The organism is Streptomyces sp. Y1 (assembly GCF_041053115.1).
In the GTDB taxonomy this organism is placed as follows: Bacteria; Actinomycetota; Actinomycetes; order Streptomycetales; family Streptomycetaceae; genus Kitasatospora; species Kitasatospora rubellomurina.
This window is the reverse complement of record NZ_CP163445.1, coordinates 4,627,231-4,641,245: the sequence shown is the minus strand read 5'-3', so window position 1 is coordinate 4,641,245 and position 14,015 is coordinate 4,627,231. Positions and strand designations below refer to the sequence as shown.

Annotated in this window: 13 protein-coding genes; 8 read left to right on the top strand and 5 right to left on the bottom strand. The window is 72.3% G+C overall.

Going from position 1 to position 14,015, the window contains the following annotated elements; genetic code table 11:
- Positions 1 to 127 precede the first annotated feature (127 nt).
- Positions 128 to 1,717 carry a methylmalonyl-CoA mutase gene (locus tag AB2U05_RS20030; RefSeq protein ID WP_045693498.1) on the bottom strand — a complete coding sequence of 530 codons (1,590 nt, stop codon included), beginning with the start codon at positions 1,715 to 1,717 and terminating at the stop codon, positions 128 to 130.
- Between the two features lie 123 nt (positions 1,718 to 1,840).
- Between AB2U05_RS20030 and AB2U05_RS20025 the strand changes: the two genes are divergently transcribed.
- The 3 genes from AB2U05_RS20025 (at position 1,841) to AB2U05_RS20015 (ending at position 5,085) form a co-directional block, all read left to right on the top strand.
- Positions 1,841 to 2,581 carry an SDR family oxidoreductase gene (locus tag AB2U05_RS20025; protein ID WP_045693500.1) on the top strand — a complete coding sequence of 247 codons (741 nt, stop codon included), beginning with the start codon at positions 1,841 to 1,843 and terminating at the stop codon, positions 2,579 to 2,581.
- 89 nt (positions 2,582 to 2,670) lie between these two features.
- Complete coding sequence (locus AB2U05_RS20020) at positions 2,671 to 4,320, top strand: alpha/beta hydrolase (protein ID WP_369183870.1); 1,650 nt, start codon at positions 2,671 to 2,673, stop codon at positions 4,318 to 4,320.
- Between the two features lie 279 nt (positions 4,321 to 4,599).
- Positions 4,600 to 5,085: a 2-oxo-4-hydroxy-4-carboxy-5-ureidoimidazoline decarboxylase gene (locus AB2U05_RS20015; RefSeq protein WP_052706149.1), complete on the top strand. Its 486-nt coding sequence runs from the start codon at positions 4,600 to 4,602 to the stop codon at positions 5,083 to 5,085.
- A gap of 60 nt (positions 5,086 to 5,145) precedes the next feature.
- On the opposite strand, the gene AB2U05_RS20010 is transcribed toward AB2U05_RS20015, so the two are convergent.
- Positions 5,146 to 5,937, bottom strand: a complete 792-nt coding sequence (locus AB2U05_RS20010) for a hypothetical protein (RefSeq protein ID WP_369183869.1) — start codon at positions 5,935 to 5,937, stop codon at positions 5,146 to 5,148.
- A gap of 253 nt (positions 5,938 to 6,190) precedes the next feature.
- On the opposite strand from AB2U05_RS20010, the gene sdhC reads away from it, so the two are divergent.
- Genes sdhC through AB2U05_RS19990 form a run of 4 tightly spaced genes read left to right on the top strand, consistent with a single transcriptional unit; the run spans position 6,191 to position 9,632 of the window.
- The gene (sdhC, locus tag AB2U05_RS20005) at positions 6,191 to 6,571 is read left to right on the top strand and encodes a succinate dehydrogenase, cytochrome b556 subunit (protein ID WP_078859697.1); all 381 of its coding nucleotides are present in this window, start codon (positions 6,191 to 6,193) and stop codon (positions 6,569 to 6,571) included.
- A gap of 5 nt (positions 6,572 to 6,576) precedes the next feature.
- A complete protein-coding gene (gene sdhD / locus AB2U05_RS20000) occupies positions 6,577 to 7,068 on the top strand; it encodes a succinate dehydrogenase, hydrophobic membrane anchor protein (protein ID WP_045693506.1) in 492 nt (163 codons plus the stop codon).
- Between the two features lie 51 nt (positions 7,069 to 7,119).
- Complete coding sequence (gene sdhA, locus AB2U05_RS19995; RefSeq protein ID WP_045708426.1) at positions 7,120 to 8,862, top strand: succinate dehydrogenase flavoprotein subunit; 1,743 nt, start codon at positions 7,120 to 7,122, stop codon at positions 8,860 to 8,862.
- The gene (locus AB2U05_RS19990) at positions 8,862 to 9,632 is read left to right on the top strand and encodes a succinate dehydrogenase iron-sulfur subunit (RefSeq protein ID WP_045693510.1); all 771 of its coding nucleotides are present in this window, start codon (positions 8,862 to 8,864) and stop codon (positions 9,630 to 9,632) included. Before sdhA ends, AB2U05_RS19990 begins: the two co-directional genes overlap by 1 nt.
- A gap of 65 nt (positions 9,633 to 9,697) precedes the next feature.
- Here AB2U05_RS19990 and AB2U05_RS19985 read toward each other — a convergent pair whose 3' ends face one another.
- Positions 9,698 to 11,323, bottom strand: coding sequence for a hypothetical protein (locus tag AB2U05_RS19985; RefSeq protein ID WP_157882012.1), 1,626 nt, complete (start codon positions 11,321 to 11,323; stop codon positions 9,698 to 9,700).
- Between the two features lie 95 nt (positions 11,324 to 11,418).
- On the bottom strand, positions 11,419 to 11,676 hold the full coding sequence (locus AB2U05_RS19980) for an SCO4848 family membrane protein (RefSeq protein ID WP_045693514.1): 258 nt from the start codon (positions 11,674 to 11,676) through the stop codon (positions 11,419 to 11,421).
- Positions 11,677 to 11,884: 208 nt separating this feature from the next.
- On the opposite strand from AB2U05_RS19980, the gene AB2U05_RS19975 reads away from it, so the two are divergent.
- On the top strand, positions 11,885 to 13,030 hold the full coding sequence (locus tag AB2U05_RS19975; protein WP_045708452.1) for a D-alanyl-D-alanine carboxypeptidase family protein: 1,146 nt from the start codon (positions 11,885 to 11,887) through the stop codon (positions 13,028 to 13,030).
- Between the two features lie 27 nt (positions 13,031 to 13,057).
- On the opposite strand, the gene AB2U05_RS19970 is transcribed toward AB2U05_RS19975, so the two are convergent.
- Positions 13,058 to 13,984: a YihY/virulence factor BrkB family protein gene (locus AB2U05_RS19970; protein ID WP_078859699.1), complete on the bottom strand. Its 927-nt coding sequence runs from the start codon at positions 13,982 to 13,984 to the stop codon at positions 13,058 to 13,060.
- Between the last annotated feature and the right edge of the window lie 31 nt (positions 13,985 to 14,015).

Sequence of the window (14,015 nt, the reverse complement as noted above, 5' to 3'; positions counted from 1 at the left end):
GCCGCCTTTCCGGGTTGCCTGCCCTGTGCAACGATCACCCGGGCCGGTGGTCACGGACGCCCCGCTCTTGACGTTCTCGGGTGATTGACGGTGACTCAGGCGCACCAACCCCCTCAGGCGCATCAACTCAGAAGCGGTCCACCGGAGCGTACGTGCCCCACACCTCGCGCAGCGCGTCGCAGACCTCGCCGACGGTGGCCCGGGCGGCCAGCGCCTCCTTCATCGGGGGCAGCACGTTCTCCGGCCCCGCCGCGGTGCGGCGCAGCGCGTCCAGCCCCCGGGTGACGGCGGCCCGGGAGCGCTCCGCCCGCAGCCGGGCCAGCCGTTCGGCCTGCAGCCGCTCGATCGCCGGGTCCACCCGCAGCGGCCGGTAGGGCTCCTCGGCGTCCAGCCGGTAGCGGTTGACGCCGACCACCGTCCGCGTCCCCGCGTCGGTCTCCTGCTGGATCCGGTAGGCGGTGCGCTCGATCTCGGCCTTCTGGAAGCCCTGCTGGATCGCGGCCACCGCGCCGCCGCGCTCCTCGACCCTGGCCATCAGCGCCAGCGCGGCCTCCTCCACGGCGTCCGTCATCGACTCGACGGCGTAGGAGCCGGCGAACGGGTCGACGGTGGCGGTCACGTCGGTCTCGTGGGCGAGCACCTGCTGGGTGCGCAGGGCGAGCCGGGCCGCCTTCTCGGTGGGCAGCGCGATCGCCTCGTCGAAGCTGTTGGTGTGCAGCGACTGGGTGCCGCCGAACACCGCGGCGAGCGCCTGCACGGTGACCCGGGCCAGGTTCACCTCGGGCTGCTGGGCGGTGAGCTGCACCCCGGCGGTCTGGGTGTGGAAGCGCAGCTTCTGCGAGCGCGGGTCCCGCGCGCCGAACTCCTCGCGCATGATCCTGGCCCAGATCCGGCGGGCGGCCCGGAACTTGGCCACCTCCTCCAGCAGGGTGGTGCGGGCCACGAAGAAGAAGGAGAGCCGGGGGGCGAAGTCGTCCACCGCCATCCCGGCGGCCAGCGCGGTGCGGACGTAGGCGACGGCGTTGGCCAGGGTGAAGGCGATCTCCTGCGCCGGATCGGCCCCGGCCTCGGCCATGTGGTAGCCGGAGATGGAGATGGTGTTCCAGCGCGGGATCTCGGCCCGGCAGTACTTGAACACGTCCGCGACCAGCCGCAGCGAGGGCTTCGGCGGGAAGATGTACGTCCCGCGGGCGATGTACTCCTTCAGCACGTCGTTCTGCACCGTGCCGGTGAGCGCCGCGGGCGCGACCCCCTGGGCCTCGCCGACCAGCTGGTAGAGCAGCAGGAGCAGCGCGGCGGGCGCGTTGATGGTCATCGAGGTGGAGACGCCGCCGAGCGGGATGCCGTCGAACAGCACCGCCATGTCCTCGACGCTGTCCACGGCCACGCCCACCTTGCCGACCTCCCCGGCGGCCACCGGCGCGTCCGAGTCGTAGCCCATCTGGGTGGGCAGGTCGAAGGCCACCGAGAGCCCGGTGCCGCCGCCCGCGATCAGCTGCCGGTAGCGGGCGTTGGACTCGGCGGCGGTGCCGAAGCCCGCGTACTGGCGCATCGTCCACGGGCGTCCGGTGTACATGGTCGGGTGGACGCCCCGGGTGTACGGGTACTCCCCCGGCCGGCCCAGCCGCTCGGCCGGATCGCGGCCGGCCGACGCCTCGGGGCCGTACACCGGCGCGATCTCGAAGCCCGACTCGGCGCGGCGCGGTTCGACTGCCATGGGTTCCTCCAGCGAGGACGGCACGGGGGGCGGTCCTCGCAATGTAGAACGCCACCGGGCGGCGCGGGCGCAGACGCGGTTGAGATGATCGGGTGAACGACCGACGAGCCCCAGGGAGTGGCGATGACCGAGCAGAAGGTGGCCGTGGTCACCGGTGCCAGCAGTGGAATCGGCGCGGCGACCGCCCGCCGGCTGGCCGCCGAAGGCTTCGAGGTGGTGCTGACCGCGCGCCGCACGGACCGGATCGAGGCGCTGGCCAAGGAGATCGGGGGGCGGGCCCACACGCTGGACGTGACCGACCGCGCCGCCGTGGACGCCTTCGCGGCCGAGGTGGGCCGGGTCGACGTGCTGGTGAACAACGCCGGCGGGGCGATCGGCGCCGAGACGGTCGAGCACGGCGACCCGGCCGACTGGCGGGCCATGTACGAGGTGAACGTGCTCGGCGTGCTGCACGTGACGCAGGCGCTGCTGCCCGCCCTGCGCGCGACCGGCGACGGCACGGTGCTGGTGCTCTCCTCCACCGCCGCGCTGGCCGCGTACGAGGGCGGCGGCGGGTACGTCGCCGCCAAGCACGCCGCGCACACCATCGCGGCGACGCTGCGGCTGGAGCTGTGCGGGGAGCCGATCCGGGTGATCGAGATCGCCCCCGGCATGGTGAAGTCCGAGGGCTTCGCGATCACCCGGTTCCGGGGCGACGAGGACAAGGCCGCGGCCGTGTACGCGGGTGTGGCCGAGCCGCTGACCTCGGAGGACGTCGCGGACACCGTCGCCTGGGCGGTCACCCGGCCGGCGCACGTCAACATCGACCTGCTGGTGGTCCGGCCCCGGGCGCAGGCCGCCAACCACAAGGTCCACCGCGGCTGAGCCGGCCTGAGCCAGGCTGAGCCGGGCCGAGCCGGGCGGCCCGGGGGGTCATGATCGAACACGTCACCCACCAGTGGTACACACGTGCGATGAAAACCTTTCGGGCCGCCCGCCCACGCGTCCTGCTGACCGCCGTGGCGGCGGGCACGCTCCTCCTCGCCACCGCGTGCACCGACGACCACGCGTCGTCCCAGGACAAGGCCGCCGCCCCCGCGGCCACCGGCGCCGCGAGCCCCACGGCCACCCCGACGCCGACCGCGACGCCCACCGGCGAGGCCGACCCGGCCCTCAAGCCCTTCTACGGCCAGCAGATCGTCTGGGCGGACTGCCCGCCCGACCCCAAGGCCGAGAAGGCCAAGGTCGACACCACCGGCATGAAGTGCGGCAAGCTGCACGTCCCGCTGGACTACGCCCACCCGGCCGCCGACGCCATCGACCTCGCCCTGATCAAGCACCCGGCCGCCAAGCCGGACCAGCGGGTCGGCTCGCTGATGGTCAACCCCGGCGGCCCCGGCGCCTCCGGCGTCGAGATGGTCGAGTTCGGCGCCAAGGACTTCGAGGGCACCCTGCACGACCGCTTCGACGTGATCGGCTTCGACCCGCGCGGCACCGGCGCCAGCGCGCCGGTCGTCTGCTACGACGACCAGCAGCACGACGCCCTCAACCAGGAGGACGAGCCGGTCGACCCGGCCGAGCGCAAGGCCGCCCGGGTCAAGCAGAGCACCGACCACGCCGCCGCCTGCCAGGCCAAGTCCGGCAAGCTGCTGCCCTTCGTCGGCACCCGCAACACCGCCCGCGACCTGGACGTGCTGCGCGCCGTCGTCGGCGACAAGAAGCTCAACTACCTCGGCATCTCCTACGGCACCTACCTCGGCGCCCTCTACGCCGAGGAGTTCCCGAAGAACACCGGCCGGCTGATCCTCGACGGCGCCGTCGACCCGGCCGAGGACACCCTGGACCACGGCGTCGACCAGCAGGTCGGCTTCGAGAAGTCCTTCGAGCGCTTCGCCGCCGACTGCGTGGAGAACCACGCCGACGAGTGCCCGCTCGGCAAGGACAAGGACCAGGCCGCCAAGAAGGCCGCCGACTTCCTGGACGGCCTGCACGACCACCCGCTGACCGTCAAGGACGGCCGCAAGCTCGGCCGCGACCAGGCGTGGACCGGCGTCATCTCGATGCTGTACGGCGACGAGAAGACCTCCTGGAAGTACCTGCGGGCCTCCCTCGGCTGGGCGATGGTCCGCGACAAGGGCGACTTCCTGATGGCCTTCGCCGACGACTACAACGGCCGCGACGAGCAGGGCCACTACAGCCCGCTGGACGAGGCCCACACCGCGATCTCCTGCGCCGACGCCGCCCGCCCCGCGCCCACCCCCGAGCACGCCAAGGCCGCCGTCGACCGGCTGCTCGCCCAGGCGCCGCTGCTGTCCAAGGGCGTCACGGTGGACGACTACACCGAGCCGGGCTGCGCCCACTGGCCGTTCAAGACCCAGGAGAAGCCGCACACCATCCGGGCCGAGGGCTCCGCGCCGATCCTGGTGGTCGGCAGCACCGGCGACCCGGCCACCCCGTACGCCTCGGCCGAGGCGCTGGCCAAGGGCTTCGCCAACGCCACCCTGCTCACCCGGGTCGGCGAGGGCCACGGCGCCTTCGGCAAGGGCAACGCCTGCATCGACAAGGCCATGGCGGCCTACCTCACCGAGGGCACGGTGCCGGCCGCGGGGACCCGCTGCGAGTAGCGGGCGACAACGGGGAGGGCGCTGACGAAACGGTGTCAACGTCACGACTTGATAGCTCGTCCGGATGAATTCGGCGCGCGCCCTCCCCAACTGATGACCGCTCAACTACCTTGGAGGAGCTGCCCGACCGGCGTCGACCGCTGCCCGCGGCCCCCCATACTTCAGCTGTCCCACCACCCCACACCACCGGTACCTTCCCGCCCTCACGAGGAGGACCCGCTGCCCAGCGAGATCCCGTCACAGCGGCTCGATCCCACGTCCGAGCCGACCCTCCTCGGGCTGCACCGCTTCAACGAAGCCGACGCCGGCGCGGCCGAGGAGGCCCTGCTGGCCTGCTGCGGCAGCCACCGCTGGGCCCTGCGGCTCACCGCGCACCGGCCGTACCCCGACATAGAGTCCCTGCTCGCCGCCGCCAGCGAGGCCTCCTACGACCTGCGCCCGGCCGACCTGGCCGAGGCGCTCGCCGACGAGAGCTGGATGCCGCAGCCCCTGCTCGGCATGCGGGCGCCCGGCAGCCAGGCCGCGCACACCGCGCTGCGGGCGGCGCACGCCGCGTACGAGGCGCGGTTCGGCCACGTCTTCGTGGTCTGCCTGGACGGCGTCGAGCCGGAGGAGATGCTCGACGCCGTGCTCTCGTCGATCCGCACCCGGCTCGCCAACGACCCGGACGAGGAGCGGCTGATCTCGGCGGACGAACTGCGCCGGATCGCGCTCACCCGGCTGGAGCACCTGGTCGCCACCCACTCGGAGGCCGGGGCGCGTTAGCCCTTCCCGGCTCCGGCCCTTCCCTGCGCCGGCCCTTCCCTGCGCCGGCCCTTCGCCGCGTCAGCCCTTCGCCGCTTGCGCGGCGCGGAGCTTGGCCACCTGCTGCCGGACGATCCGCTCGTCCGGCACGGCGGCCGGCTCCGCGGCCACGCCGAAGGTGGTGAACACCGCCAGCGCCGTCCCGACCCGGGCCAGGACGGCGCGCTGGGTGAGCACCGCACCGCCCGATTCATTCGTGAGGGTGAATCCGATCGCCGCGTCCGCTCCCTCCGGCGTGGGCGTGTCCTCCCGGTTCAGCCGGTGCCGGGTGCGGATCGGCGCCTTCTTCCCCGGCTTCTCGGCGGGCGGCGCCGGAGCCGCCGAACCGAAGGACGCGCACGGGCCGAACAGCTGCTCCAGCTCCCCCTGCAGCACGGCCGCCCGCCCCGCCCGGTACCCGATCAGCCCGCCGTACACCCCGCCCTTGGGGTCGGCCGCCCGGGCCACGCTCAGGTCCGTCTCCGCGTACGGGCGGTCCACGCCCGGCGAGGTCGAGGCCGTCCCGGGGGCGGTGCCGACCGAGGCGCCCGGGGCCACCACGTCCAGCAGCGGCTGACAGGCCGGGACGTCCGCGGCCTCCCGCCCGGCGCCCGCCCCGGTGTCGCCGTGCCCGGCCGTCATGACCGTCACCGCGTACCCGGTCCCCAGATCGTTATCGGCCACCGCGGCCGCCCTCAGTTCGGACGCGGACAGTTCCCGGCCCGGCGCGGCGCGGTCCGCGGACGGGGAGCCGCCGACCGTGGCGCAGCCGCAGCTGAGCAGCGGGAACAGGAGCAGGGCGGCGGCGGACGGTCGGACGCGGCGCAGTGGCACGGGGGCCTCGGCAGGGTGTCGGCGGCTGGCGGGCGGCCACCGTAGCGCACCCGAACGGTCACCCTGCGTCGCGAATCCGGGGATGGTTCCCGCCCGACTAGGCCAGAAGTGGCGGTTTGATCACACCGGAGGCCCCCGGAGGCGGGTGGCGAGAACGCGCCGATAGGATGCTCGCGGCCGGTGGACCGTACCCGGCCGGGCTGACCGACACCGAAGCCGGCCGAGCCCCCAATCGCTTCCGGAGGGTTTTTCCGTGCCGGCTGGAACGCTGTACCGCGGCCGGGAAGGCATGTGGAGCTGGGTGGCTCATCGAGTCACCGGCGTCCTCATCTTCTTCTTCCTGTTCGCCCACGTCCTGGACACCGCCCTGGTGCGAGTGTCGCCGGAGTCCTACGACACCGTCATCAAGACGTACAAGACTCCCCTCGTGAACTTGCTGGAGTACGGCCTCACCGCCGCCATCCTGTTCCACGCCCTCAACGGCCTGCGCGTCGTCGCCGTGGACTTCTGGTCGAAGGGCCCGAAGTACCAGAAGCAGATGCTCTGGACCGTCGTCGGGGTCTGGGTCGTCCTGATGGCCGGCGCCTTCTACCCGATCCTGCAGCACACGCTGATCTCTTGGTTCGGGGAGTGAGCCACATGTCCACGGAAATCTCCGACGCGCTCGTCGTCCCCTCCAAGCAGGCGCACACCGGCAAGGGCCTCGGCACCGGCAACCCGGCCGACGCGTTCGTCATCGAGCCGCCGCGCAAGCGCACCGCGAAGACCCCGCGCCGCACCCGCACCAACTTCGAGATGCTGGCCTGGCTCTTCATGCGCCTGTCCGGTGTCGTCCTGACCGCGCTGATCCTCGGCCACCTGATCATCATGCTGGTGCTCGACGGCGGCGTGTCCAAGATCGGCTTCGCCTTCGTGGCCGGCCGCTGGGCCTCCCCGTTCTGGCAGGGCTGGGACCTCCTGATGCTCTGGCTCGCCATGCTGCACGGCGCCAACGGCATGCGTCAGGTCATCAACGACTACGCCGAGAAGGACTCGACCCGGCTCTGGCTCAAGGGGCTCATGGGTACCGCCACGGTCTTCACCGTGCTGCTCGGCACCCTGGTGATCTTCACCTTCGACCCCAACATCTGAGCCGCGAGCACCATCGACCATCGGCAGAGGCCAGAGGCGAGTTAACCCCCCATGCAGATTCACCAGTACGACACCGTCATCGTCGGCGCCGGCGGCGCCGGCATGCGCGCGGCCATCGAGTCCACGCAGCGCAGCCGCACCGCCGTCCTGACCAAGCTCTACCCCACCCGGTCCCACACCGGCGCGGCCCAGGGCGGCATGTGCGCCGCCCTCGCCAACGTCGAGGAGGACAACTGGGAGTGGCACACCTTCGACACGGTCAAGGGTGGTGACTACCTGGTCGACCAGGACGCCGCCGAGATCATGTGCAAGGAGGCCATCGACGCCGTCCTCGACCTGGAGAAGATGGGCCTGCCCTTCTCCCGCACCGAGCAGGGCCGGATCGACCAGCGCCGCTTCGGCGGCCACTCCCGCAACCACGGCGAGGCCCCGGTCCGCCGCTCGTGCTACGCGGCCGACCGCACCGGCCACATGATCCTCCAGACGCTGTTCCAGAACTGCGTCAAGCACGGCGTCGAGTTCTTCAACGAGTTCTACGTCCTCGACCTGCTGCTCAACGAGGGCAAGACGGCCGGCGTCGTCGCCTACGAGCTGGCCACCGGCGAGATCCACGTCTTCCAGGCCAAGTCCGTCGTGTTCGCCTCCGGCGGCACCGGCAAGTTCTTCAAGGTCTCCTCCAACGCCCACACCCTCACCGGTGACGGCCAGGCCCTGGTCTACCGCCGCGGCCTGCCGCTGGAGGACATGGAGTTCTTCCAGTTCCACCCGACCGGCATCTGGCGCATGGGCATCCTCCTCACCGAGGGCGCCCGCGGCGAGGGCGGCATCCTGCGCAACAAGGACGGCGAGCGCTTCATGGAGCGCTACGCCCCCGTCATGAAGGACCTCGCGTCCCGTGACGTCTGCTCCCGCGCGATCTACACCGAGATCCGCGAAGGCCGCGGCTGCGGTCCGGACGGCGACCACGTCTACCTGGACCTCACCCACCTGCCGCCGGAGCAGCTGGACGCCAAGCTCCCGGACATCACCGAGTTCGCGCGCACCTACCTCGGCATCGAGCCCTACACGGACCCGATCCCGATCCAGCCCACCGCGCACTACGCCATGGGCGGCATCCCGACCAACGTCGAGGGTGAGGTCCTGCGCAACAACACGGAGGTCGTCCCGGGCCTGTACGCGGCCGGCGAGGTCGCCTGCGTGTCCGTGCACGGCGCCAACCGCCTGGGCACCAACTCGCTGCTCGACATCAACGTGTTCGGCCGTCGCGCGGGCATCGCCGCCGCCGACTTCGCCAACGCGAACGAGTTCGTCGAGCTGCCGGAGAACCCGGAGGAGAAGGTGCAGGCGCTGGTCGACGGCCTGCGCGAGTCCACCGGCACCGAGTCCGTGGGGCAGATCCGCAAGGAGCTGCAGGAGACCATGGACGCCAACGCCATGGTGTACCGCACCGGCGCCACCCTGAAGCAGGCGGTCGAGGACATCGCCGCGCTGAAGGAGCGCTACAAGAACGTCTCCATCCAGGACAAGGGCTTCCGCTACAACACGGACCTGCTGGAGGCCGTCGAGCTGGGCAACCTGCTCGACCTGGCCGAGGTGCTGGCCGTCTCCGCGCTGGCCCGCGAGGAGTCCCGCGGCGGTCACTACCGCGAGGACTTCCCGACCCGTGACGACGTGAAGTTCATGCAGCACACCATGGCGTACCAGGAGGTCGCCGCCGACGGCAGCACCTCCATCCGCCTCGACTACAAGCCGGTCGTCACGACCCGCTACCAGCCGATGGAGCGTAAGTACTGATGAGCACTCCGACTGTGGAGCACTCGGCCGCTCTGGACGCGGTCGAGGCCGGTGGCACCCAGCTGATCACCGTCACCTTCCGGATCCGCCGGTTCAACCCGGAGGAGCACCCGGAGCCGGTGTGGGTCGACTACCAGCTGGTCATGGACCCGAAGGAGCGCGTCCTGGACGCGCTCAACAAGATCAAGTGGGAGCAGGACGGCACCCTCACCTACCGCCGTTCCTGCGCGCACGGCATCTGCGGCTCCGACGCGATGCGGATCAACGGCCGCAACCGGCTGGCGTGCAAGACCCTGATCAAGGACGTCAACCCGGAGAAGCCGATCACGATCGAGGCCATCAAGGGCCTGACGGTCCTCAAGGACCTGGTCGTGGACATGGACCCGTTCTTCCAGGCGTACAAGGACGTCATGCCGTTCCTCATCACCAAGGGGAACGACCCGACGCGCGAGCGCCTGCAGTCCGCCGAGGACCGCGAGCGCTTCGACGACACCACCAAGTGCATCCTGTGCGCCGCGTGCACGTCGTCGTGCCCGGTGTTCTGGAACGACGGCCAGTACTTCGGCCCGGCCGCCATCGTCAACGCGCACCGCTTCATCTTCGACTCGCGCGACGAGGGCGCCGAGCAGCGCCTGGAGATCCTCAACGACCGCGAGGGCGTGTGGCGCTGCCGCACCACCTTCAACTGCTCCGAGGCCTGCCCGCGCGGCATCGAGGTCACCAAGGCGATCCAGGAAGTGAAGCGGGCCCTGGTCACCCGCCGCTTCTGACCCCCGCCTGACGCACCGAGGCCCCGCCCGATCACCGATCGGGCGGGGCCTCGTTCGTACCTGGCTCAGTGCAGGGCGCCGAGGTCCTTCGGGGCGGTCCAGCCGCTGAAGGTCACCAGGTGGCGGTTGGCGGTGACGGCCCACAGGTCGGGCTTGCCGTCCCCGTCACCGTCGCCCGAGCTGCCCAGGGTCGGGTAGGCGGCGGTGGTGAAGCCGGTGGCGACCACGTTCGCCGAGGGGTCGGCGAGGGCGGAGAAGTCGAACGGGCCGCCGACTGCCTTCGGGATCCGGTAGGCGTGCAGCGCGCCGGTGGCCCGCTCGCGCGCCCACAGCTGGAACGCGCCGGAGGCGTCCTTGCCGGGGGCGATCAGGTCGTAGCCGGCCCAGGCCCCGCCGGTGGTGAGCTGCTGGGCGAGGCCGTAGTCCCGCAGGGCCGCCGAGTACAGCCAGAGGTCACCGTTCTCGACGGAGACCAGGAACGGCCATTCGTGCGGCTCGTCGTTGCCGAGGGCGACCAGCTGGGTGGACGCTGACCAGTCCGCCGCGTAGCCCTGGGGGCAGTCGATCCACGTTCCGCCGGCGTCTGCGCACTGGGACGGCTTGTCGATCAGGGTGGGGTACCCGTTGCCGAAGTCGCCCTGGTGCCCGTTGGCGTAGGCGTACAGGGCGCGCGGGTTGCCCTTGGGGTGCACCAGCAGGTCGTCCCCGGGGGCGTGGACCGGAGCCCAGCCGCGGTGCACCACCTGGTCGTCCTGCCAGCCGGCGTGCAGCGGCGCGAGCACGGCCGGGACGGTCGAGCTCGGGGTGGTGTCGGACGCGTTGGCGCTGATGACCTGCAGGTTGCCCTGGGCGTCCGGCACGAGGATGTCCGGCACGCCGTCGCCGTCCACATCGCCCGCGACGGCCGGCTTGGGGCGCGAGTCCCAGGGCGCGTAGAAGGTGTACGTGGCCGGCTGGCCGACGTTGCCGGCGTTGTCCATGGCCTGCACGGTCAGGACGTTGGTGCCCCAGTCCTTGGGCTTGAGGGTGAGCTGGGCGGTGCCGTCCGCGCCCGCCTTGACGGTGTGTCCGGACCCGCAGTCCCAGCCGACGCCGAGCGTGCCGTTCAGCGTGTACTGGTAGCAGGCCACCCCGGAGGCGGCATCGGTGCCGGTGAGGGTGAAGACGCCGTTCTCGCCCGCGTACTTGGCGGGCGTGGCGCCGGAGCCGCTCGCCGGGAAGTCGGTCGAGGAGACGGACAGTGCGGGCGCGGTGAGGTCGACCTTGAAGTGGCAGGCCGGAGCGGGCTTGCCGCTGCCCGGGGAGTACTCGGGCCAGGCCTGCCAGGTGTAGCTGTGGCCGTCCGCGAGAGCGCTGGTGGCGAGCTTCGCGGCGCCGGCGGTCACGTCGGCGGTGCTGTCGACGATCTTGTCGTGCGCCGGGGTCGAGTCGTCCCAGAGCTTGAAGCGCACCTGCGGGGAGGTGGCGGCGACCGCCAGGACGGGGTTGGCGACGCCCAACCAGCCGGGGGCGGTGGAGTCGTCGCAGGCGTCGGTGTGCAGGCCCGTGGCGGCGAAGCCCGGGGCGGGCAGCGCCTTCGGGTCGGTGACAGCCGTTCCCGGAACGGCCGAGGCCGCGGGCGCGGTGAGCAGCCCGGCGGCGATCGCGACCACGGTGACCGCACCGAGTCCGCGGGCACGCGAAAGTGTCATGGAGATTCCCCACCCCTTGTGATCAGCGCGTCCAGTACGCGCGTGAGAGCGGTGAGGATCCTGCCAGGAGGGCCCGACAGCGGCAACGGTGATTCTCAGTCGGTGGCCGGGGTGCGGCGGGTGGCGCGGAGGCCGCGCAGGCCCAGGGTGCCGACGGCGATGCCGAGGAGGAAGGAGGTGACGGCGAGGAGGAGGTGGATCCAGAAGAAGGCAGTGGGCTGGGAGTGGTCGCCGTTGGTGAAGGCCTGGCCGCCGGAGTCCTTCCAGAGGTTCTTGACGAAGGTGGTCCAGATGATCATCGACCAGACCCCGAAGGCGGTCAGGAACCAGGAGGCGCGGCGGCTGAGCTTCATGGGGCGGTCCTCGGCGGGGGGTGTGTGAAGGGGGTGTGCGTCCCCAGTATGCGGGGGGCTCCGATCGGCGTACGGCGGGCCCCTCCTGCGGAGGACCGGCCCCGGGGGGCGGACGGCGGGGGCCCCGACTGGGTACGGTCTGCGGGTGTCAACACGCCGTCAGTCATTCGCGCACCTGTGCGCCGCGGTCACCGCGGCCCTCCCGGTCCTGCTCACCGCTCCGGCGGCCGTCGCGGCCCCGCACGAGCCGCCCCCGCCGGCCGCCGTGGTCGGCGGCGACCGGCTCGGCCGGCCCGGGGCCCAGGTCGACCCGCTGGCGGGCGCCCCGGCGCTGCCGGCCGACCTCACCGGGCAGTCCTGGATAGTCTCGGACGCGACCACGGGGGACGTGCTCGCGGCCTACAACCCGCATCTCAGGCTGCCCCCGGCCAGCACCCTGAAGATCCTCTTCGCCGACACCGTGCTGCCCAAGTTCGACCGCAACACCGTGCACAAGGTCACCGACGAGGAGATCACCGGGCTCGGCGCCGGCAGCAGCCTGGTCGGCATCAAGGAGAACCTGGAGTACCGGGTCGAGGACCTGTGGCGCGGGGTGTTCCTGAGCTCCGGCAACGACGCCGTGCACGTCCTGGCGCACATGAACGGCGGCGTCCCGCAGACCGTCGCCGAGATGCAGGCCCGTGCGGACGCCCTGCAGGCGAGGGACACCAAGGTGATCTCCCCGGACGGCTACGACATGGACGGCCAGCTGTCCTCGGCGTACGACCTGTCGCTGTTCGCCCGCTCCGGCCTGCGCAACCCCGACTTCCGGGCGTACTGCGCGACCCGGGACGCGCAGTTCCCCGGCGCCGTCGACAAGAACACCGGCCAGCGCGGCAGCTTCGGGATCGCCAACACCGACCGGCTGCTGGGCAAGTACCCCGGCCTGATCGGGGTCAAGAACGGCACCACCACGAACGCCGGCTCGACCTTCGTCGGCGCCGCCGAGCGCGGCGGCCGCACCCTGCTGGTGACGGTGATGCACCCGGCCAGCTACCAGAAGGTGTACGACGAGACGGCCGCGCTGCTGGACTGGGGCTTCGCCGCGGCGGACAAGGTCCGACCGGTCGGCAAGCTGGTCGACGAGCTGCCGCCGGGCGCCGCGCCCACCGGCCAGGCCGGCGGCGCCGACGGCGTGCCCGCGCCGCCGCCGCACCCCTCCCCCAGCACCCGGCCGGCCGCCGCGACGGCCCCGGCGGGCGGGGGCGGCGACGGCCCGGGCGTCGGCGGCTGGCTGGCCGTCGCGGCGGCGGGCGGCGCGGCCGGGTACGGCGTGCTGGTGCTGCGGCGGCGCCGGGCGGCGCGGACCGACTGAGCCCCTGGTCGCCGACGGGTCCGGGGCTCAGACCCGGGCCCGGGCCGCCGCCTCGGACTCGTCGGCCGCCGCCAGCAGGGCCCGGCCGTGCGCGCGGGTGCGCTCCCGGGCGGCCTCCGGGTCGGCGGTCGCCGTCCAGGCCACGCAGTACATCAGCAGCCGGCTGACGAAGTTGATCCACAGCAGCAGCGCCACCGGCGTGGCGAAGGCGCCGTACAGGCTCCGCCCGGCGACCGAGCCGAGGTAGGAGGCCAGCAGCAGCTTCAGCAGCTCGAAGCCGACCGCGCCGATCAGCGCGCCGTGCAGCAGGTCCCGGCGGTGCTGGCCGGTGATCCCGGGGAAGGGCCCCAGCAGGTAGGCGAACAGCAGCGTGTCGCAGGCGGCCGCTATGACCAGGCCGATGCCGGTGAGCAGGTAGCCGTTGTGCAGGCCGATCTCGTCGGCGACCCGCCCGGCCAGCGTGGTGCCGACCGTCGAGGCGCCCATCGACGCCAGCGAGACCAGGCCGAGGCCGGCCAGCACCACGCAGTCCCAGGCCTTGGCGAGGATCGGGTTGCCGTCCTCGTCGGGCAGCTGCCAGATGTCCCGGATCGAGCTGCGCATGGTGTCCACCCAGCCGAGGCCGGAGAGCAGCAGCAGCGCCCCGCCGACCAGCCCGACGGCGCCCGCGTTGGCCACCAGCGAGGGCAGGTCGAGCGCGTCCGAGATGCCCGGCAGCTGGTCCGAGATGCGGTGCTGCAGGTCGGCGACCCGGCTGTCGCTGAGCGTCGCGACGGCGATCGCCAGGCCGACCGTGAGCAGCGGGAACAGGGCGAGGAAGCCGAAGAAGGTGACGGCCCCGGCCAGCCGGTTGCCGCGGGCGGCGGTGAAGTACTCGTACACCCGGTACGGGCGGCTGCGCAGCACCCGGGCGACGAGCGGGCCGAGGACCGGGAGTCGGGTCAGGAATTCCACCCGACCGGTTATACCGGTCGCTCCCCCGAAC

Coding starts and splice junctions, on each gene's coding strand:
- AB2U05_RS20020 (WP_369183870.1), top strand. CDS start 2,671: ATGAAAACCTTTCGGGCCGCCCGCCCACGCGTCCTGCTGACCGCCGTG.
- AB2U05_RS19980 (WP_045693514.1), bottom strand. CDS start 11,676: ATGAAGCTCAGCCGCCGCGCCTCCTGGTTCCTGACCGCCTTCGGGGTC.
- sdhD (WP_045693506.1), top strand. CDS start 6,577: ATGTCCACGGAAATCTCCGACGCGCTCGTCGTCCCCTCCAAGCAGGCG.
- AB2U05_RS20030 (WP_045693498.1), bottom strand. CDS start 1,717: ATGGCAGTCGAACCGCGCCGCGCCGAGTCGGGCTTCGAGATCGCGCCG.
- AB2U05_RS19985 (WP_157882012.1), bottom strand. CDS start 11,323: ATGACACTTTCGCGTGCCCGCGGACTCGGTGCGGTCACCGTGGTCGCG.
- AB2U05_RS20025 (WP_045693500.1), top strand. CDS start 1,841: ATGACCGAGCAGAAGGTGGCCGTGGTCACCGGTGCCAGCAGTGGAATC.
- sdhA (WP_045708426.1), top strand. CDS start 7,120: ATGCAGATTCACCAGTACGACACCGTCATCGTCGGCGCCGGCGGCGCC.
- AB2U05_RS19990 (WP_045693510.1), top strand. CDS start 8,862: ATGAGCACTCCGACTGTGGAGCACTCGGCCGCTCTGGACGCGGTCGAG.